Raw genomic sequence first — 19,894 nt, 5'->3', positions numbered from 1 at the left:
GTGCGGATCATGGGCTGCGGTGCCCGGCCGGCGGTGGACAACCGCCCGCGGATGTGCTAAGACGTTAAGCGCATCTCACGTTTCGGGTCGGGAAGTGTACGACTTGCAGGGCTGGCGCCGGAACCTGTACGTCCTCTGGGCGGCGAACTTCGTGGTCTCGGCCGGGTTCAGCCTCGTGATCCCGTTCCTCCCGCTGTACATCCAGGAGGAGCTCGGGGTCAGGGATCCGGCGCAGGTGCAGCTGTGGTCGGGCGTGGTGTTCGCGGCGAACTTCGCCATGATGGCCATCTTCTCGCCGATCTGGGGCGCCATCGCCGACCGCACCGGCCGCAAGCTCCAGATGCTCCGCTCGGGGTACGGGATGTCCGTCGCCGTCCTGCTCATGGGCCTGGCCACGAGCGTGTGGCACCTGTTCGGCCTGCGCCTCCTGCAGGGCGTGTTCTCCGGCTTCATCCCGGCTGCGGTCGCCTTCGCGGCGGCCAACACGCCGGCGGAGCATACCGGCTACGCCCTGGGGATCCTGCAGACGGCCAGCGGGGCCGGCAACATCATCGGGCCGCTGATCGGCGGGGTGCTGGCGAAGGCGATCGGCAGCTACCGGCCGATCTTCTTCCTCACTGCCGCCGCCTGCGTGACGGCGGCGACCGCGGTGCTGGTCTTCGTCCGCGAGCGGTTCGAGCCGCCGCCGGCCAGGGCGCGGGCGACCCTGGCGGCCGACCTCCGCCACGTCGTCCAGAACCCCGTGCTCCTGGCGATGACCGTGGTCTACTTCCTGAACTTCTTCGGCCTCCTCACCGTGGAACCGATCCTCACGCTCTTCCTGAAGAACCTGGAAACCCCGGAGCACTGGGTCGACATCATGGCGGGTGCGGTGTTCTCGGCCGCGGGCATCGCCACCGTGATCTCCGCCCCGATCCTGGGTCGCACGGGCGACCGCCTGGGCCACCGCCGCGTCCTCCTCTGGAGTCTTGGCGCCGCGACGGTTCTCTACGCGCTGCAGTCGTTCGTGACGCAGGCGTGGCAGCTGCTCGTCCTGCGGTTCCTGGTCGGCCTCGCCCTGGGCGGCATTCAGCCGGCGGCCAGCGCCCTGGTCGCCCAGGCGGCGGGCAGCGAGTTCCAGGGTCGGGCGTTCGGGGTCGTGAACAGCGCCGTGTTCCTCGGAAATACGGTGGGGCCCCTGGCCGGTGGCCTCGTGGCCGGGTTCCTGGGCCAGCGGATGGTGTTCTGGGTCACCGCCGCGGCCATCGCCCTCAACATCCTGTGGGTGCAGCGGGCGGTCCCGGAGGCCGTCCCGCCGGCGCCGGCGGTCGCCGGCCGCAAGGCGTAGGTCGCGAGGCGAGAGGCCGGCAGCCGGCAGGCGGGCGGCACCCGGCGAGGGGGGCCGGCCGCGGCATACAGTAGAATAGAGGTGCCTGCACGTGGCGCCGGGCGGGAGCGAGGTGGACGGATGGACCTGGAGGCACAGCTGCAGGCGCTGCCGGACCGGCCCGGGGTGTACATCTACCGGGACGGCGAGGGCCGGATCCTGTACGTGGGCAAGGCCCGCAGCCTCCGGCACCGGGTGCGGCAGTACTTCCAGGCCAGCCGGAACCTGCCGCCCAAGGTGCAGCGGATGGTCGGGCAGATCGCCTCGATCGAGCACATCGTCACCGACAACGAGGTCGAGGCGCTCATCCTCGAGTCGAACCTCATCAAGCGCCACAAGCCGAAGTACAACGTCAAGCTGCGGGACGACAAGCACTACCCCTACCTGCGGCTGACCCTGCACGAGAAGTGGCCCCGGGTGCTCATCGCCCGGCAGATGCGCCGGGACGGCTCCCGGTACTTCGGCCCGTACACGACCTCCGGCGCCGTGCACGAGACGCTCAAGCTGCTCCGGCGTCTCTTCCCGCTGCGCACCTGCAGCGATCCCTCCCGGTACCCGCGGGGGTGCCTGCAGCTTCACATCGGCCGTTGCCTGGGCCCGTGCCTTCCGGACTTCGAGCAGCACGCGGCGTACGAGCAGGCCGTCCGGGACGTCGCGGCCTTCCTGGATGGAAAGGTGGACGACGTCCTCCAGCGCCTGCGCGCCGACATGGAGCGGGCGGCGGAGAACCTCGAGTTCGAGCGGGCGGCGGAGATCCGGGATCGCATCCGGGCCGTCGAGAAGGTGGCCGAGCGCCAGAAGATCATCTCGAGCGAGATGGCGGACCGGGACGTCATCGCCTACGCCCGCGACCAGGACGAGGCCTGCGTCCAGGTCTTCTTCGTCCGCCAGGGCAAGCTGGTCGGACGGGACCAGTTCTTCCTCGCCAACACCGATGGGCTATCGGGCGGCGAGATCCTCTCCGCCTTCATCCAGCAGCACTACAACCGCACGAACTTCATCCCGCCGGAGATCCTCGTCTCCGACCCGCTGGAGGAGGAAGACCTCCTCGCCCGGTGGCTCAGCGAGAAGCGGGGCGCCAGGGTGAGCATCGCCTGCCCGCAGCGGGGCGAGAAGCGCCGGCTGGTCGAGCTCGTCATCCAGAACGCCGAGGAGTCGATGGCCGAGCGCCAGCAGGCGCGCGAGCATGAGCGCCGGGCGACGGAGGGAGCGCTGGCCGAGCTGCAGGCGGCGCTGAGCCTGCCCGCGCCGCCGCGGCGGATCGAGTGCTTCGACGTCTCGCACGTCCAGGGAGCCGACGTGGTCGCCGCCATGGTGGTCTTCGAGGACGGCGAGCCCAAGAAGTCCGACTACCGCAAGTTCAAGATGCGCGTCGACCGCAACGACGACTTCGCCAACATGGCCGAGGCGATCACCCGGCGCTTCAAGCGGGGCCTGGCCGAGCGGGAGGCGCTGGCCCGGGCCCGGGCGGAGGCGCAGGCGGCCGCCGCCGTGGTCGCGGCGGGAGACGGCGCGGCTGCGGACGCCGGGGCTGCTGCCGGCGTGGCCGCTGCGGACGGGACCCATGGGGCCGGCCGTGCCCGCCGGCGCCGGGACGGGCTGGCCCGGCGGATCCCGGAAGAGCCGAAGTTCGCGGCCTTCCCGGACCTTCTCATCATCGACGGCGGCAAGGGCCAGCTGTCCGCCGCCCGGGAGGCGCTGCGGGAGCTGGGGCTCGAGTCCATCCCCACGTTCGGACTGGCGAAGGAGGAGGAACTCCTCTTCGCCGAGGGGCGCCGGGAGCCGATCGTCCTCCCCCGGGGGTCGGCGGGCCTGCACCTCCTCCAGCGCGTGCGTGACGAGACCCACCGCTTCGCCGTGACGTACCACCGCCAGCTGCACCGCAAGGGGATGAGCCGGTCCGTGCTGGACGGCGCCCCGGGCATCGGGCCCAAGCGCAAGCGGGCGCTCCTGCGGGCCTTCGGGTCGCTGCGCCGCATCCGGGAGGCGACGGCCGAGGAGCTCGCCGCCGTGCCCGGGATGACGCGGGAGGCCGCCGAGCGGCTGGTGGAGTACCTGGAGCAGCAGCGCGAGGCGGAGTAGCCCGTCCGGTGCCCGGGTCCCTCACCCGACCACGAAAGAGGGAGAGCATGCGAGACGCCTTGCGGCTCGCCGCCACGGTCGCGGCGGCCCTTCTCCTCGCCGCCTGCGGCGTGCGTTCCGCCCCCGGATCCGGTAAGGCCGCGCCGGGACCGTCGGGCTCGCCCGCACAGGGCACCGGATCCTCCGCCCCGGCCCCCGCACCGGTCGCCCCCAGTGGCAACCCGCCCGGTCAGGCCACGGCCCCGGCCGCGCCCGTCGGGCAGGCCCCCGCGGGCACCGCGCCGCCCGGACCGACCCGTCCGGCCGGGCCCTCCGAGGAGACGATCCACTGGTACGTCCCCTCGATCGGCGCGCCCCTGCGCTCCGACGACCCCCGGGCCAAGGGCAAGAAGGTCGTCATGCTCACCTTCGACGACGGCCCCAAGCCCGAGACGACCCCGCTCATCCTCGACGTGCTCAAGCGGGAAAACGTGAAGGCGCTCTTCTTCGTCACCGGGTACGGCGCCAAGAACGAGGACCTGCTGCGCCGGATCCACGAGGAGGGGCATCGGATCGGCACCCACACGGTGAACCACACGCTGCTGACGCGGCTCCAGGGGCGGGACGCCATCCGCGCCGAGATCGAGCCCGTGAACCAGGTCGTCGAGCGCGTGACCGGCCAGCGCGTCCGGTACTTCCGCCCGCCCAACGGGATGTACAACGCGGACGTGCTGGCCGTGGTGAAGGAACTCGGCCTGGAACTGATCAACTGGAGCCACGGCTCGCAGGACTGGGTGCTCGCCAACACGCGGAAAGACCCGGCCGAGGTCGTCCGGTACGTGCTGGCCGAGAAGCCCCCTGCCCCCGGTGCCACCGTGCTGCACCCGGGCGCAGTCATCCTGATGCACGACACGCTGCCGTGGACGGCCCAGGCGCTGCCCGACATCATCGCCGGGCTCAGGGAGCGGGGTTACGCGTTCGTCCTGCTGGACCCGTGACCGGCGGCCCCCGCCAGCGGGCTCGCAGGGGGATCGCCGCCCGCCGGGCGGGCGAGCCGGCCGGCCAGCCAGGCGGCGGCCAGCCCCACGACCGTCGCCGTGATCTGTAGGGCCGAGAGCCCACCCCAGACCACGGGAGCCAGACGGAAGAAGTCGCCGAGCACCAGGCCGAGGCTGGCGAAGACGGCCGCGCCCAGGGCCGCGTGGCCGGGCCGGCCGCTCCGGCCGAGGCGCGCCGTGCCGGCCGCCGCGAGCGCCAGGCCGGCGGCCGCCCCGAGCCCGACCGCGCCCGCAGCGGCCACCGCCCCGCCGGCGAGGAGCGGCGCGGCCAGGGTGTCCAGCACCCGCCGCGGGCGCTCCGGGTCGCGGCGGCCGGACGGCTCGCGGGCGAACCGGCGTAGCGCCCACCCGGCTCCCAGCGCCACGCCGAGCGTGCTGCCGACCCACGCGGCGGTCCCGCCGGTGGCGGCGAGGAGGGTTGCCGGGTGGGTCAGGTAGGTGACAGGGTCCGCGACCACCGCCGCCACCCGGCTCCCCAGGAAGCCGCCCAGCAGGAGGCCGATCAGGAGGTCGTCCGCCGCCCCGGCGGGAAGGCCCCGCCGCCGCAGGGCGGGGGCCGACAGCGCCGCGGCCAGCACGGCGCCGAGGATCAGGAGGAGGATGGATACCCGCACCTGGGCCCCGCCCACGCTCACGGTCTCCGGGACCTGCGGCAGCGTCCAGGCGCCGCCCCCGGTGGTCCCCGGCGCGCCCCGCAGGGCTGCCTGGAGTTCGGCCTGCATCGCCTGCAGGGTCAGGGGGCCGGTGACGCGGCGCGTGATCACTCCGTCCGGGTCGATGAAGAAGCTCGTCGGCAGGCCGCTCACCCGGTAGGCCGCCATGGCCTCGCCCCGCGGGTCCATGACGACCGGGAAGCGGTAGCCGGTCACCTCGAGGAAGCGCCGGACCATGTCGGGGGACGACTCGGTGTCCGTGGCGTTCACGGTGAAGATGGCCGTGCCTTCGGGCAGGTCCTGCGCCAGGCGGTCGATGTCCGGCATCTCCAGCCGGCACGGCGGGCACCAGCTCGCCCAGAAGTTGACGAAGACCGCCTTGCCCCGCAGGGCGGACAGGCGCATGGGCTGCCCGTCGGGCGACTGGCCCGCGATCTCCGGTGCCAGGTACCCCGGCTCGGGACGCACCTGCCCCCCGCCGGGCAGGGCGGACGGGCGGAGCACGCCGCCGAGAAGGGCGAGCGCCACCAGGGCTCCTGCCGCGATGTTGAGCCAGCGCTGCATGGACGACGCTCCCTGAACGTTGGTCTGCCCTTACTTTACCGTGCGGGCCTGCCGGGCTCAAGTACCCCCGGGAGTATGCGGGGGCGGAGGCCTTGCAGGAAGGCAGACGGCACCCGGCAAAGAGTCCCCCACGGTGCGTGATGTCCGTCACGGCCCGGAGCGCGTTTCCCGGCTACGTTAGGGGCGGGCAGGGCCAGCCCCTGCGCCGGTCACCCCGGAGGAGTGAGCACCGGTGTTTCAGCCCAAGACCTGGGACTTCGACGAGAGGCCCCTGGTGGTGATCTGGGAGATCACCCGGGCCTGCGCCCTGGCCTGCAAGCACTGCCGGGCAGAGGCGATCCCCCACCGGAACCCGCTGGAGCTCACCACCGAAGAGGGTTACCGGCTCATGGACCAGGTGCGGGAGCTGGGGAGCCCGGTCTTCGTCCTCACGGGCGGCGATCCCCTCATGCGCCCGGACTTCTATGACCTCATCCGCTACGGTACCTCGATCGGCCTGCGGGTCTCGTCGAGCCCCAGCGGCACCGCCCTGGTGAAGCGCGAGGCAATGCGCAAGGCCGCCGAGGCCGGGCTCCGGCGGGTTTCGTTCAGCCTCGACGGCGCCAGCGCCGAGACCCACGACGCCTTCCGCAAGGTCCGCGGCTCGTTCGACTGGACCATGAACGGCATCCGCTACGCGCGCGAGGCGGGGATGGAGGTGCAGATCAACACCACCATCTCCCGGTACAGCATCGGCGAGCTGGAAGACATCGCCCGGCTGGTCGAGGAGCTCGGGGCCGTGCTGTGGAGCTTGTTCTTCCTGGTGCCGGTCGGCCGGGGGGTCGCCGAGGACCTCGTGAGCCCGGAGGAACACGAGCGGGTCCTGCGCTGGGCGTGGGAACTGAGCGGCCGCGTGCCGTTCGCCGTGAAGACCACGGAGGCGCCGTTCTACCGGCGGGTCGCCCTGCAGATGGGCGGCGAGCTGCCGGGGCCGGCCCGCGTGGCGCCCGGGCGGGGTGACGGGGCTGCAGGCGGCGCCCCGACGTACGCGCCGGACATCCCCCTGCCGGGCCGGTTCGGGTCGTACGGCGTGAACGACGCCCGCGGCTTCGTGTTCATCTCGCACATCGGCGAGGTCTGCCCCAGCGGGTTCCTGCCCCTCGTCGCCGGCAACGTGCGCGAGCAGCCGCTGGCGAAGATCTACCGCGAGTCCCCGCTCTTCCGGGAGCTGCGCAACCCCGACCTCCTCAAGGGCAAGTGCGGGGTCTGCGAGTACCGGTTCGTCTGCGGCGGGTCCCGGGCCCGGGCCTGGGCCTTGACGGGCGACCACCTTGCCAGCGATCCTTCCTGCGTCTACGTCCCGCCGGCGGCGCGCGCCGCCGCGGGGTGATACGCCGGCCGCCGCGCGCCGGCCCGGCTAGCCGCTCGCGAAGGCTTGGTGCACCTCGGCCGCCATCATCGGCAGGATGAGCGGCAGTGCCAGAAGGAGCGGCAGCCAGTCCTCCAGGCCCCGGACCACCGGTCCGGGGCCTGCGGCTGTCCGTGGCCCCACTGCCACCGGCGCCTCGGGCTCTGCGGCGTCGGTTTCGGCTCCCGAGGGCGGGGGCCCGCCATCCGCGAGGGCCGCGGGCGCCCGGACGCCGCGGGGCCCGTGCAGCCCGCGCACGGCGGCCCGAAGCGCCGGGAGGGTGGCGGCGCCGAGCACGATCCAGAGGAGAGCCCCCGGGCCGGCGGCGCTCGCCGTCTCCGGGACGCTGTCCGGCCGGCCGGCGGCGAGGTACAACCCCAGTGTCAGGGCGTTGTTGGTGAAGTGCATGACCACGGCGGGGATCAGCGAGCCGGTTCGCTGCACCGCGTAGGCGAAGAGCATGCCCAGCCCGGCGAGGTTGGGCAGCCGGAGCAGGGACATGTGCATGAGGCCGAAGAGGAGGCCGGCGGCGACCCAGGCGGCGCTCGGGCCCAGCGAGCGGTAACCGGAGAGGACGAGCCCCCGGAAGGCGAACTCCTCCGCGAGCGCCGGCACCCCGGCCATGAAGAGGATCAGGACCCATGCCGGGGTTCCCGGGGCGAGGAGCACCGCGTACGGGTTGGGCGGCCGGGCGCCCACGGCCAGCATGCCCAGGACGATGGCGGCGGCGACGCCCTGGGCCGCCACCCAGGCCAGTCCCCCCGCCAGGAGGCTGCGCGCCACGACCTCTGTGCTCACCGGCCGCAGCCGGAACGTCTCCCGCACGGCGTGGCCGCGGCTGAAGAGGAGGGGGAGGACCACGAACAGGAGGACCTGGGACACCGTCACCCCGGCCAGACCCAGCCGCTGCTGGAGCGGGGCCGTGAGCCACCCCGCCGCCACGGCGGCGGCGAAGTAGGCGTTCGCACGGGCCAGGGACGGCGGGCCCCCGGGACGGTTGCGGACGCCAGAGTGAGCCAAGCGGAGCCGACCTTTCACGGGAAGGGTGGGTGGAACCGGCGGTACACCTCCATTCTACCAGGTTCCAGCCGCCCGGACCGCGCGCTCCGCCCCGCACTTTACGGGCCGCCGATCTGCAAAAACTGCAGATGCCCTGCCGCGCGGACTCGTGTCCCTCCCGATGGAACAACGGTCGCCGCCTACGACCCCGTCTGGCGAAGTGGCTTCCCGGGCGTGCCCCGTGCCGGACGCAGGTTGGTCCCAACGCACCGGGCCTGCCTCCGGCGGCACCGGCGGGCGCCGCACGCGAGCGATGAGCTTCCCGTCCTGGGGTAGAATGAAGCGGGGGTCGCATGCGTGCCCGGCCTCCGATCCGCAAGGGCGAAGGAGTGGTCGCGTGCTCACGAGTCTGGAGGGCAAGGCCGCGCTGCCGCTGGCGGTCGACCCCGGGACAGGGCGCCTCGAGTTCAGGGGCGGCCTGCCGCCCGTGACCCCGGCGGTACGGACGCTGGCCGAGATGCGGGAGGTCCTGGAGGATCCGGCCGCGTCGGGGCCGGACGAGCTCTACTACATGTATCGGGACGTCGGGTTCCCGCAGGACCGGGAGCGGCTGCACGCGCACGGCCTGCGCTACGACATCACCGTGATCCTCCCCGTGCGGGTGGGACGGGAGTTCGCCAAGACGGCCGGCCACTACCACCCGGACGTGCCCGGGGCGAACCTGCCCTACCCGGAGATCTACGAGGTGCTCCACGGCACGGCCTGGTACCTGCTCCAGCGCCGCAGCGGAGACGGGGTGTCGGACGTGGTGCTGGTGAAGGCGACCCCGGGTGACAAGGTCCTGATCCCGCCCGGTTACGGCCACATCACGATCAACCCCGGGCCGGACGTCCTCGTCATGTCCAACCTGGTCGAGAAGGACTTCCGCTCCCTGTACGAACCCTACCGGCTGAGGCGGGGCGGCGCGTACTACTGCGTGACCGGCGACGGCGGCGAGCCGCGGTTCGTGCCCAACCCCCTCTACGGGGCCGTGCCGTCCCTCCGGGTCGTGTCCGCCGCCCCGCAACCGGACCTGGGCCTGGACCCCGCCGTCCCGCTGTACCGGGCGGCGGCTGCCGATCCGTCCCGCTACGCGTACCTCGTCCGACCCCAGGAACGGGGAGAGGCGCTGATGCGCGGGGTTGCCGGGTAGGCCGCGGCCGGCGCACACGACGACCGATGGAGATCGTCGCCGACTACCACACCCACACACGCTACAGCCACGGCCGCGGCACGGTGGAGGACAACGTCCGGGCGGCCCTGGCGCGCGGGCTGGAGGCGGTGGGCATCGCCGACCACGGCCCCCGCAGCTGGCCCTGGATCCGGGCGACGGCGGACGGCCTCCGGGCGATGCAGCGGGACGTGGCGCGCGTGCGGGCGCGGGTGCCCGGGCTGCGGGTCCTGGCGGGGGTGGAGGCCAACGTCGTGACCCCGGAGGGCGACCTCGACGTCCCGGCGGACCTCCTGTCCTCCCTCGACCTGGTGATCGTCGCGCTGCACCCGACCGTCCTGCCGCCGACCCTGCGGGACGCCTGGCGGCTCCTCGGCCCCCACTACGCCGCGCGCGGGTGGCCCTCCCCCCGCGTCCGGGCCCGGGCCAGGGAGGTCGCCACCCGCGCCCTGGTGCAGGCGGTGCTGCGCCACTCCGTCGACATCGTCGCGCACCCGGGATGGGGCTTCGACGTCGACACCCGGGAGCTGGCCCGGGCGTGCGCCGGGCGGGGCACGGCGCTGGAGCTGAGCGCCGGCCACGAGCACATGACCGTGGAATACTGCCGCATCGCCGCCCGGGAGGGGGCGCTCTTCTCGCTCGGCTCCGACGCCCACGCCCCGGAGCGGGTCGGGGACCTGGACCGGGCCGTGGCGCTGGCCCGGGCGGCCGGTGTCGGCCCGGAGCAGGTGGTCGGTGCACGCGGCGGGCCCGACCTGCCGCGCCGCGCGGCCGCCGCGACCGGCCGCCCCGCCGGCCGGGGTGGCAGCGAGATCCGGCAGGAAGGGGGAGAGCGGGGGCGAACTTCCGAGGTGACCGTGTCGCCTCCCGGGTCCGGCACGGCCCCGAGGTGATCCGACGTGCAGCCGAACGTGCGGCTGGTCATCGTCACCGGCCTCAGCGGGGCCGGGAAGACGGAGGCCCTCAAGAGTCTGGAGGACGTTGGCTACTTCTGCGTCGACAACCTGCCCCCCGCCTTCATTCCTAAAATGGCGGAACTCTGCGTACAATCCGAGGGGAAGATCAGCCGCCTGGCGCTGGGCATCGACATCCGGGGCGGGGAGTTCTTCTCCCAGACCCTGAGCGCGCTCGACGAGCTGGAGCGTGCCGGCTATCCCTACACGATCCTCTTCCTGGAAGCGTCCGACGCCGTCCTGGTCCGCCGGTACAAGGAGTCCCGGCACCGCCACCCGCTGGCGGCGGAAGGCCGCATTGAGGAGGCGATCCGCCGGGAGCGCCGCCTCCTCGAGGAGCTCAGGGGTCGCGCCGGGTACATCGTCGACACATCGAACATGACGGTGAACCAGCTTCGCCAGGAGATCGTCAAACTGCTCGGGCAGGACTCGCAGAACGGGCGCCCCGGCCTCCTGGTCCACGTCGTGTCGTTCGGCTTCAAGCACGGCCTGCCCATGGATGCCGACCTCGTCTTCGACGTCCGCTTCCTTCCGAACCCGCATTACGTGCAGTCGCTCCGCGACCGCACGGGCGAGGACCCGGCCGTGGAGGAGTACGTCAACCGCTGGGCCGTCACCCGGAAGTTCCTGCGGCGCCTGCAGGGTCTCCTGGGCTTCCTCCTGCCGCAGTACGAGGCCGAGGGCAAGACCCAGCTCACCATCGCGGTGGGGTGCACCGGAGGCCAGCACCGGTCGGTGGTGGTCGCGCGCCAGCTGGCCCAGTGGCTGGGCGAGCGCGGCTACCGGGTGACGGTCGAGCACCGCGACGCCCGGGCGGTCCGGGCAGAGGAGCGAGAATGAACCGGATCTGGCGCTGGTTCCAACCCGGCCTCGGCCTCAAGCGCTGGCTGCTCCTGTTCGCGGCCGGCATCGCGCTGCTGGGCCTGAGCGTTTCGGTCGTCCTCGAGCAGGGCCGCCTCTTCGCCCGCCTGGAGGGCGCTCTCACCCGGTGGGCCACGGCCCGCGGGCCCGTCCCCTCGGGGCTCGTCGCCGGGCTGCTCGCCTTGGCCGGCGTGGGCCTGGCGGCTGCGTCGGTGTATGGCCTGGTCCGCAGCGTGCTCGAGACCCTGAACCCCGGCGAGCGGGGCATGGCGGAGAAGTTCTACCGGCGGCGGCAGCTCTTCCGGGGGCCGCGGGTGGTGGCCATCGGCGGCGGGACGGGGCTGCCGGCCGTCCTGCGCGGCCTGAAGGAGTACACGGCGAACCTGACCGCCATCGTCACCGTGGCGGACGACGGCGGCTCCTCCGGCCGCTTGCGCAGCGAGTTCGGCATCCTGCCCCCGGGGGACATCCGCAACTGCCTGGTCGCCCTGGCGGACACCGAGCCCCTCATGGAGCGGCTGTTCCAGCACCGCTTCGAGCAGGGCGAGGGGCTCTCCGGCCACAGCTTCGGCAATCTCTTCATCCTCGCCATGACCGAGGCCACCGGCGACTTCTACGAGGCCGTGCGTGCCTCCAGCCAGGTGCTGGCGGTCCGGGGCCGCGTGATCCCGTCGACCCTGGACGACGTCCGCCTGCACGCCGAGCTGGCCGACGGGCGCGTGGTCGCCGGCGAGTCGGCCATCGCCCGGGCGGGCGGGGCCGTCCGGCGGGTCTTCCTGGACCCGCCCGACGCCGCGCCCGTGGCCGACGCCCTGCAGGCCATCGCCGAGGCCGACGCCATCGTCCTGGGGCCGGGCAGCCTCTACACCAGCATCCTCCCCAACCTCCTGGTCCCCGGGATCGCCGAGGCCATCCGTCGTTCCCCCGCCGTGAAGATCTACGTCTGCAACGTCATGACCCAGCCCGGCGAGACGGACGCGTACACGGCCGCCGACCACGTCCGGGCGATCCTCGCCCACGCCGGGCAGGGGCTGATCGACTGGGTGGTCGTCAACACCGCCCCGGTGCCGGCGCACGTCGAGCAGCGCTACGCCACGCAGGGGGCGCGGCCGGTACCCGTGGACGTGGCCGAGATCGAGCGCCTGGGCGTCCAGGTGGTCCGCGCCGACGTCGCCGACACGGACGCCGATCTGGTACGCCACCACCCCGGCCGGCTGGCGACGGTGATCGCCCGCCTCATGCTTGTCCACCCGTCCCGGGCCGACCGGCCGCCGTGGGACCAGCTCTGGTTGCGCCAGCGCCTGCGCGAGCAGGAGCGCCTGCTGGCCCGTCGCGCCGGCGAGGCGGCGCCGGCCCCCACGCGGTCCGGCGCCCCGGCCGGCGGGGGGCCGCAACCGGAGGCGGCGCCCGGGGCGGCGCGCAGGGATCGTCCATGAGCGACCAGGCCCCCTTTTCCGCCGGCGTGCGGGACGAGCTGTCGCGGGTGTGGCCCTCCGACGCCTGCGACCGGCGGGCGGAGCTCGCCGGCCTCGTGCGCGCGGCGGGGATCCTGAGCCTGCGGGGCGGGGGACAGGTCGGCCTCACCCTGGAGACCGGCCACGCCGCCACTGCCCGCAAGGCGCTCCGGCTCCTGCGCGAGGAGGCCGGCGTGCGGACCGAGGTGGTGGTCGAGCGCCGGCGGCGGCTCCGCAAGGGTCTCACCTTCCGGGTGCGCGTGCCGCCCCAGCCGGAGCTGGTGGCGCTCCTGCAGGCGGCCTCCATCCTGGGTCCGGGCGGCGAGCTCCGGTCTGAACTCCCGCCTTCCGTGTGGGAGCGGGACTGCGACGCCCGGGCCTTCCTGCGGGGCTTCTTCCTGGGCGCGGGGTGGGTCAGCCGGCCGGATCGCGGCCACCACCTCGAGCTCACCAGCCCCGGGCCCGAGGTGGCCGAGCACCTGGCGCGGCTGCTCGGACGACTCGGCCTGCCGGCGCGGGTGGCGCGGCGGCGGGAGTCGGTGGTCGTGTACGTGAAGGAAGCCGCCCACGTGGTGCGGTTCCTGGGGCTCGTGGGGGCGCACCAGCAGCGCCTCCGGTACGAGGACGTGCGGGTGCTCAAGGAGGTCAAGAACCGGATCAACCGCGAAGTGAACGCGGAAGCGGCCAACATGCAGAAGACGGTGGAGACCGGCGCCCGGCAGGCGGAGTCGATCCGCCGCCTGGCGGCGGCCGGGCTCCTGGGCAGGCTCTCCCCGGCGCTGCGGGAGATGGCGGAGCTGCGCCTGCAGCACCCGGACCTGAGCCTGCGCGAGCTCGGGGAGCTGTGTCACCCGCCCGTGGGCAAGTCGGGGGCCAACCACCGGATGCGGCAGATCCTGCGGCTGGCGGCCGGCCTCTTCCCGGAAGGCTCGGGCCCGGCCTTGTGAACGTGAGCCCATTTACGGTGCACGGCAGATACGTTACAATGGGGCCCAGGCAAGCCGGAAAGGCGCCACAGGCGCATTCACGAGCCGGTTCCCGCCAAGGAGAGGGCTGGCGGGCCGCAAATCCATTGAAGCAGGTGATCGGGTGAACTCCCAGGCCCTGCCGTCCCGCGGGAGCACGCTGGAGCTGTTCGGGGAGATCGAGTCCGAACTGCAGCAGGTGGAGGAGGCCATCGAGGCCTCTCTGGCGACGCAGGACGGGCTGGTCGGGGAGGTCTCGACGTATCTCTTGCGGGCCGGCGGCAAGCGCATCCGCCCGGCTCTTCTCTTGCTGGCGTCGCGCTTCCCGGGCCGCCGCTTGGGTGACCTGATCCCGGTGGCCGTCGCGGTCGAGCTCATCCACATGGCCACCCTCGTGCACGACGACGTGGTCGACGACTCCCAGCTCCGCCGCGGCCGGCCGACCGTGAACGTCCGCTGGTCCAACCCCGTGTCGGTGCTAACCGGAGACTACCTCTTCGCCCGGGCGTTCTCCCTGCTCGCCCAGACCGGCGACAACCGCGTGGTCCGGATCATGGCCGACGTGGTCTTCGAGATGAGCCGGGGCGAGCTCATGCAGATCGCCACGGCGTTCGACACCGGGCAGACGGAGGCCGACTACTTCGAGCGCATCGCCCGGAAGACGGGGTACCTGATCGCCGAGTCCTGCCGGCTCGGGGCGCTGGTGGCGGGCGCCTCCCCGGAGCAGGTGCAGGCGCTCTACGAGTACGGCCTGGCCGTGGGGATCAGCTTCCAGATCGCCGACGACCTCCTCGACTTCACCGGTGCGGCCGAGCGGGTCGGCAAGCCGGTCGGGGGCGACCTGAAGCAGGGGATCCTGACCCTGCCCGTCCTCCACGCCCTCGCCCACAGCGGGCGCGCCGCCGAGCTGCACAGGGTGATCGCCGCCCGTTCCATCGACGACGAGGCCCTGGCGCGCGTCCGGACGATCCTGGAGGAGGCGGGATCGCTGCAGTACGCCCGTTCCCGGGCCGAGGAGTACCTCGCCCGGGCGTACGCCCAGCTGGAGAAGGTGCCTGAACTGGCCAGCCGGCACACACTGAAACGGATCGCCGAGTTCGTCGTGAACCGCCAGTTCTGACCCACGCCGGGAGGTCATGCCCTCCCGGTTTGGCGACTTACCCGGGCGCGCTTCATCTCCCGGGCGGGCTGAAGGAGGTAGGGGGGCGTGCGCAGGCCCAAGATTCCGGAGGCGGCCATCAAGCGGTTGCCGGTCTACCTGCGGGTGCTCGAGGAGATGCAGGAGCAGGAGGTGCCGATTGTCTCCTCCGCCGAACTCGCCGAGCGCACGGGGTTCTCGCCGGAGCAGATCCGGAAGGACCTGGCCTACTTCGGGGCGTTCGGGACGCGGGGCGTCGGGTACGACACCGCCCTCCTCCGGCGGCGGATCAGCCGGATCCTCGGGCTGCACCAGGGCGTGAAGGCCGCCCTGGTAGGCGCCGGGCACCTGGGCTACGCGCTGGCGCGCTACAGCCTGTCCAAGCACAAGGACGTGCAGATCGCCGCGATCTTCGACGTGGACCCCCTGAAGGTGGGCACCCGCATCGGCGACGTGGTGGTGCGCAGCGTGTCCGAACTCGAGCAGGTCGTCCGGCAGGAGGGCGTGAAGATCGGGATCGTCGCCGTGCCGGCGTCGGAGGCACAGCGGACGGTCGACGCGCTGGTGAGCGCCGGCGTGGAGGCGATCCTCAACTTCGCACCCGCCAAGCTGAAGGTCCCCGAGGGGGTCTTCCTCCAGAACATCGACCTGACCATCGAGCTGCAGAGCCTGGCCTACTACACGTCCGCCAGCCAGGTGGAGGAGGATGAGGTCCGGGTCGAACAGCCGTAGAGCGCCTGTCCGGGGCCCGCACCTCCGCCCCGACCGCCCTCGCCGTGGTAAGATGAGAGGCGACGGAGAAAGGCCGAGGTGAGGCCGGTTGCCCCTGATACCCAACTTCTCCCGGTTCACGCTGGGAGAGTATTTCCTGGCCCTCGTGGACATCGGTCTGGTAGCCTATGTCCTGTACCGGCTCTTCATCCTCATCCGGGGCACCCGGGCCGTCCAGCTCATCAACGGCCTGTTCATCCTGCTTCTCGCCACGGCCGCCAGCCGGGTCCTCAGGTTGTACACGTTGAACTGGCTGCTGGAGAAGGTCGTGCTCGGGGCGTCCGTGGCGCTGCCCATCGTCTTCCAGCCGGAACTGCGGCGGGCGCTGGAGCAGATCGGCCGTGGGCGCCTGATCCCCACGAAGGGCTTCCTCGACCCGGGCGACGAGGACCCGCCCCGCCTGATCGACCAGGTGAGCAAGGCTGTCGAGATCCTCGCCCGCAACAAGACCGGGGCACTGATGGTCATCGAGCGGGAGACGCGGCTGGGGGAACTCATCGACAGCGGCATCCCGATCGAGGGCCATGTCAGCTGGGAGCTCCTGACCAACATCTTCATCCCCAACACCCCGCTCCACGACGGCGCGGTCATCCTGCGGGGCAGCCGCGTCATGGCCGCCGCCTGCTGGCTGCCGCTCGCCGAGGCCACGGAGCTCGAACACCGGCTGGGCAGCAGGCACCGGGCGGGCGTGGGGGTGACCGAGCACAGCGATGCGGTCTCCGTGATCGTATCCGAGGAGACCGGGGAGGTCAGCGTGGCCCACGGCGGCCGGCTGGTCCGGGGCCTCGACGAGAAGGCCCTGCGGGAAACGCTCACGGCCCTCCTGATGCCGCAACCGGTGCGGGTGCCGTGGCGGTTCCGCCCGGGAGACGGGTAGGCACGGGGCCGCCGGGGCGCGGCCGGCGGGCGCGGGATCGGAGAGGGGGGACGTCCGTTGGAGCGGCTCTTGCAGCGGGACGGCGTGGTCCGGCTGCTTTCCTTGCTTCTGGCCTTCATCCTGTGGGTGCAGATCACCGACGCGCGCTCCGCGGACGTGACCCGGCGGCTCACCGCCGTCCCGCTGCGGGCCGAGCACATCGGCCCCGATCTTGTCCTGCAGGCCCCCCAGGCCCTGCCTCCGGTCGACGTGACCCTGCAGGGTCCGGCGCGAGACGTGGAGCGGGTCCGGCCGGACGACCTCGCCGCGGTGATCGACCTGGCCGGGCTCGGCCCCGGCCAGATGCATACCGTGCGGGTCCAGGTGCGGGGGCTGGCGCCCACCGTCAGCTACACGGTCGAGCCGAACGTCGTCTCCGTCTTCCTCGAGCAGCGGGTCTCCCGGCCCGTGCGGGTGACGCTGGGCCAGCCGGAGATCGCCCGGGGCGACCAGAAGTACGTGCTCCGCCTCCTCCGGGACCAGGTCCAGATCCTCGGACTGCGGCCCAACGTGGACCGGGTCGCCCGGGTCGAAGCCGTGGTCGATCCGGCGAGCCTGGACGGCGCCGGGCAGCGAGAGGCGTCGCTCAGCGCCGTCGACGCCTCCGGGATGGAGGTCCAGGGTGTGACCCTCGACCCGGCGCGGGTGCCCGTCGAGGTCTCCGTGGTGCGCCTGCCGCCGGCACGGGACGTGCCCGTGCACCCGCGCTTCGCCGGCAGCCTGCCGGAGGGGTACACGTTCAGCGTGTCCGTCACGCCCAGCACGGTGAAGGTGCGGGGGCCGCGGGAGCGGCACGACGGGTGGCAGGAAGTGGCCACCGAGCCCATCAACCTCACCGGCCAGACACGGCCCTTCGCGGTCCAGGTGGGGCTCATCCTGCCCCCCGGCGCCGAGAGCATGGACTACCAGTCCGCGACCGTGTCCGTGAACGTCACCGAGCTGCGCACCGAGCGGGTGCTGGCAGACCACCCGCTGGCGATCCGGGGCGTCGGCCCCGGCCTGGTGGCCCGCGCGGCCGTCGAGGGCGTGACGGTGCGCCTGCAAGGGCCCAAGCTGGCTCTCGACCGGCTCGACCCCGCCCTGTTCGACGTGCGGGTGGACGCTGCGGGGCTCGGGCCCGGCCGGCACCTGCTGGAGGTTCGGTACGACACCCCTCCCGGCATCACCGTCGTGTCCGTCAACCCCTCCGCGGTCGAAGTGGTCATCTCCAAGTCCCCGAACGAATAGGCCGGAGCAGGCGGCATCGGGGCCGGGCCCCGCCGGCCGCTACGCTAGGAGCCCCTCAGGAGGAGGATCTTCGCGCGCCCATGGGAAGGCTTTTCGGTACCGACGGTGTCCGCGGCGTGGCCAACAGCCCCGAGCTCCCGCCGGAGCTGGCCTTCGCCCTCGGTCACGCAGCCGCCCGGCTGGCGGCGCAGGGCCGGCTCGGCGGGCAGGCGGGACGGCGGCCGGTGGCCCTGATCGGCCGCGACACGCGGCGCTCCGGCCCGATGCTCGCCCACGCCCTGGCGGCGGGGGTGCAGTCGGCCGGAGGGGACGTCCTGGACCTCGGCGTGGTGACCACGCCGGCAGTGGCGTACCTGACCCGTGCCCTGGGGGCGGATTTCGGCGTGGTCATCTCCGCCTCGCACAACCCGGCGGAGTACAACGGCATCAAGTTCTTCTCGCGCGACGGGTACAAGCTGCCGGACGCCATCGAGGACGAGCTCGAGCGGCTCGCCGGGGAGCCTGCCGGGCTGCGGCCGACAGGAGCCGGCGTGGGAGAGGCGCGGGACGCCCACGGGGAGGCGGACCGGTACGTGGAGTACGTGGCCGGCACCGCCACCGCCGACCTCTCCGGCCTCCGGATCGTCGTCGACTGCGGCCACGGAGCGGCCTACCGGCTTTCGCCGGCGGTGTTCCGCCGCCTCGGCGCCGAGGTGCACGTCCTGGGCGACGCACCCGACGGCCTCAACATCAACGACCGCTGCGGGTCGACCCACCCGGAGGCGCTCCAGGAGGCCGTCCTCCGCCTCGGAGCCCACGCGGGTATCGCCCACGACGGGGACGCCGACCGGTGCATCGCCGTGGACGAGCGCGGCCAGGTCGTCGACGGCGACCAGATCATGGCCATCTGCGGCCTCGACCTGAAGGCCCGGGGGCTCCTCGCCGGGGACACGGTGGTGGCCACCGTCATGAGCAACCTGGGGCTCGAGCTGCTCCTGAAGCGCCACGGGATCCGCCTGGAGCGAACCCGGGTGGGTGACCGGTACGTGCTCGAGCGGATGCTCGAGATCGGCGCCGTCCTGGGCGGGGAGCAGTCGGGCCACGTGATCTTCGGGCACCTCGGCACCACCGGCGACGGCATCCTGACCGGCGTCCAGCTCCTCTCGGCGATGGTGCGCGCAGGGCGGCCGCTCTCGGAGATGGCCGGTCAGGTGGAGCGTTTCCCCCAGATCCTGGAGAACGTGCGGGTGCGCGAGAGGGACGGCTGGCAAGACCGGCCCCGCATCGTGGAGGCGGTGCAGGAGGCGGAGGCCCGTCTCAAGGGGCGGGGCCGCGTGCTCGTGCGGCCGTCCGGGACCGAGCCGCTCATCCGGGTCATGCTCGAGGGCCCCGATCCGGTCCTGCTCGAGGAGCTCGCCGCGCGGCTCCGGGAGGTGATCGCCGCTGAGCTGGGGTAAGGGCCCGCGCCCGCGGATCGCCGCCCGGCGCTGGGGTCCGGCCCGCACGCTGGCGGAGGCGCGCCGGCGCCGCACGCCCCACCCGATGCGCCCCGTGCTCTGGGCGGCGATGCTGATCGCCGCCCTGGCGCTGATCGGCCGCCTCACGGCGCCCGGCCCGACGGCTGCACGGGCGCCGGTAGCGGACGGGCCGGGTGCGGGCGCGCTCGGCGGGGCAGGTCCCGGCGGGCCCGGCGGTGAGGCCGCCGGGCCCTCGCCGGCGTACACGGTGCCCGCGGACGTCGCCCGGGCCCGGTCGCACATCGACCGGAGCGGAGGGGATCCGGGGGCCGTCCTGGCCACGGTCTTCTACGCCGACCGGTACAGCGGCGGCAAGGCGCTGATCCCCGTCGAGGTGAAGGTGAGGTCCCTCCCCGCGCGCGGCGTCGAGCGGGCTGCGGCGCTGCTGCCCCTGCTCCTGGAGCCCCCCGCCGACCTGGGGCTCGAGACCGGGGTCCCCGCGGGCACCCGCGCCCGTGGCGTGCGGCTGGACGACCGCACCGGGGTCCTCACGGTGGACCTCACCGCGGCGGCCGAGCGGGGGGCGGGGCCGGGCTGGGCGAGCGCCTTCCTGTACAGCTTCGTGTACACGCTGACGGGCGTCGACGGCGTCCAGGCCGTCCGGGTGGACGTCGACGGCCGCCCGGGCCGGTTCGCCGGCTGGACCTGGGACAGGCCCCTCGGGCGTGCCGACCTGGAGCGAATGGGAACCATGCGGGTCGTGGCCGGGGTGCGGTTCGACCCCGCCGCCGCTCCGGCGGGGCAGTGAAGATCCCGGGCAGAAGGCCCCGGGCGCCGGTGGAAGGCGCCCGGGGCCTGACACGTCCCAGGCGCGT

17 protein-coding genes are annotated in these 19,894 nt (G+C 73.3%); 15 read left to right on the top strand and 2 right to left on the bottom strand.

The window, feature by feature from the left end:
- The first annotated feature begins 103 nt into the window (after positions 1-103).
- From caldi_RS13685 to caldi_RS13675, 3 genes are all read left to right on the top strand, one after another.
- Positions 104-1,327 (top strand): MFS transporter, encoded by a 1,224-nt coding sequence (locus caldi_RS13685; RefSeq protein WP_264842311.1) that lies wholly within the window; start codon positions 104-106, stop codon positions 1,325-1,327.
- 120 nt (positions 1,328-1,447) lie between these two features.
- The gene (uvrC, locus tag caldi_RS13680; RefSeq protein ID WP_264842310.1) at positions 1,448-3,448 is read left to right on the top strand and encodes an excinuclease ABC subunit UvrC; all 2,001 of its coding nucleotides are present in this window, start codon (positions 1,448-1,450) and stop codon (positions 3,446-3,448) included.
- A 47-nt stretch (positions 3,449-3,495) separates the two neighbouring features.
- The gene (locus caldi_RS13675) at positions 3,496-4,425 is read left to right on the top strand and encodes a polysaccharide deacetylase family protein (protein WP_264842309.1); all 930 of its coding nucleotides are present in this window, start codon (positions 3,496-3,498) and stop codon (positions 4,423-4,425) included.
- Here the strand turns inward: caldi_RS13675 and caldi_RS13670 are convergent.
- Positions 4,398-5,702, bottom strand: coding sequence for a TlpA family protein disulfide reductase (locus caldi_RS13670; protein ID WP_264842308.1), 1,305 nt, complete (start codon positions 5,700-5,702; stop codon positions 4,398-4,400). The genes caldi_RS13675 and caldi_RS13670 overlap by 28 nt on opposite strands.
- A 232-nt stretch (positions 5,703-5,934) precedes the next feature.
- On the opposite strand from caldi_RS13670, the gene caldi_RS13665 reads away from it, so the two are divergent.
- Positions 5,935-7,071 carry a TIGR04053 family radical SAM/SPASM domain-containing protein gene (locus caldi_RS13665; RefSeq protein WP_264842306.1) on the top strand — a complete coding sequence of 379 codons (1,137 nt, stop codon included), beginning with the start codon at positions 5,935-5,937 and terminating at the stop codon, positions 7,069-7,071.
- 27 nt (positions 7,072-7,098) lie between these two features.
- Here caldi_RS13665 and caldi_RS13660 read toward each other — a convergent pair whose 3' ends face one another.
- Positions 7,099-8,109 carry a CPBP family intramembrane glutamic endopeptidase gene (locus tag caldi_RS13660; protein ID WP_264842305.1) on the bottom strand — a complete coding sequence of 337 codons (1,011 nt, stop codon included), beginning with the start codon at positions 8,107-8,109 and terminating at the stop codon, positions 7,099-7,101.
- A 376-nt stretch (positions 8,110-8,485) separates the two neighbouring features.
- On the opposite strand from caldi_RS13660, the gene caldi_RS13655 reads away from it, so the two are divergent.
- From caldi_RS13655 to caldi_RS13605, 11 genes are all read left to right on the top strand, one after another.
- Complete coding sequence (locus tag caldi_RS13655) at positions 8,486-9,280, top strand: glucose-6-phosphate isomerase family protein (RefSeq protein ID WP_264842304.1); 795 nt, start codon at positions 8,486-8,488, stop codon at positions 9,278-9,280.
- Between the two features lie 26 nt (positions 9,281-9,306).
- Entirely contained in the window at positions 9,307-10,191 is an 885-nt protein-coding gene (locus caldi_RS13650) for a PHP domain-containing protein (RefSeq protein ID WP_264842303.1), read from the top strand.
- Between the two features lie 6 nt (positions 10,192-10,197).
- Positions 10,198-11,091, top strand: a complete 894-nt coding sequence (rapZ, locus tag caldi_RS13645; protein ID WP_264842302.1) for an RNase adapter RapZ — start codon at positions 10,198-10,200, stop codon at positions 11,089-11,091.
- Positions 11,088-12,548: a gluconeogenesis factor YvcK family protein gene (locus caldi_RS13640; protein ID WP_264842301.1), complete on the top strand. Its 1,461-nt coding sequence runs from the start codon at positions 11,088-11,090 to the stop codon at positions 12,546-12,548. The genes rapZ and caldi_RS13640 overlap by 4 nt, the downstream gene beginning before the upstream one ends.
- Entirely contained in the window at positions 12,545-13,513 is a 969-nt protein-coding gene (gene whiA, locus caldi_RS13635; RefSeq protein WP_264842300.1) for a DNA-binding protein WhiA, read from the top strand. Before caldi_RS13640 ends, whiA begins: the two co-directional genes overlap by 4 nt.
- A 142-nt stretch (positions 13,514-13,655) precedes the next feature.
- Positions 13,656-14,651: a polyprenyl synthetase family protein gene (locus caldi_RS13630; RefSeq protein WP_264842299.1), complete on the top strand. Its 996-nt coding sequence runs from the start codon at positions 13,656-13,658 to the stop codon at positions 14,649-14,651.
- A gap of 87 nt (positions 14,652-14,738) precedes the next feature.
- Positions 14,739-15,401, top strand: a complete 663-nt coding sequence (locus tag caldi_RS13625; RefSeq protein WP_264842298.1) for a redox-sensing transcriptional repressor Rex — start codon at positions 14,739-14,741, stop codon at positions 15,399-15,401.
- An 88-nt stretch (positions 15,402-15,489) separates the two neighbouring features.
- Positions 15,490-16,317 carry a diadenylate cyclase CdaA gene (gene cdaA, locus caldi_RS13620; RefSeq protein WP_264842297.1) on the top strand — a complete coding sequence of 276 codons (828 nt, stop codon included), beginning with the start codon at positions 15,490-15,492 and terminating at the stop codon, positions 16,315-16,317.
- 57 nt (positions 16,318-16,374) lie between these two features.
- Positions 16,375-17,583, top strand: coding sequence for a CdaR family protein (locus tag caldi_RS13615; RefSeq protein ID WP_264842296.1), 1,209 nt, complete (start codon positions 16,375-16,377; stop codon positions 17,581-17,583).
- 80 nt (positions 17,584-17,663) lie between these two features.
- Positions 17,664-19,019, top strand: coding sequence for a phosphoglucosamine mutase (glmM, locus tag caldi_RS13610; protein ID WP_264842295.1), 1,356 nt, complete (start codon positions 17,664-17,666; stop codon positions 19,017-19,019).
- Between the two features lie 85 nt (positions 19,020-19,104).
- On the top strand, positions 19,105-19,827 hold the full coding sequence (locus caldi_RS13605) for a GerMN domain-containing protein (RefSeq protein WP_264842294.1): 723 nt from the start codon (positions 19,105-19,107) through the stop codon (positions 19,825-19,827).
- The last annotated feature ends 67 nt before the right edge of the window (positions 19,828-19,894 follow it).

The sequence above is a fragment of the Caldinitratiruptor microaerophilus genome (assembly GCF_025999835.1).
GTDB lineage: Bacteria > Bacillota > Sulfobacillia > Symbiobacteriales > ZC4RG38 > Caldinitratiruptor > Caldinitratiruptor microaerophilus.
Note: the sequence above shows the minus strand (reverse complement) of the source record. Positions and strands in the feature narration are given on the sequence as shown.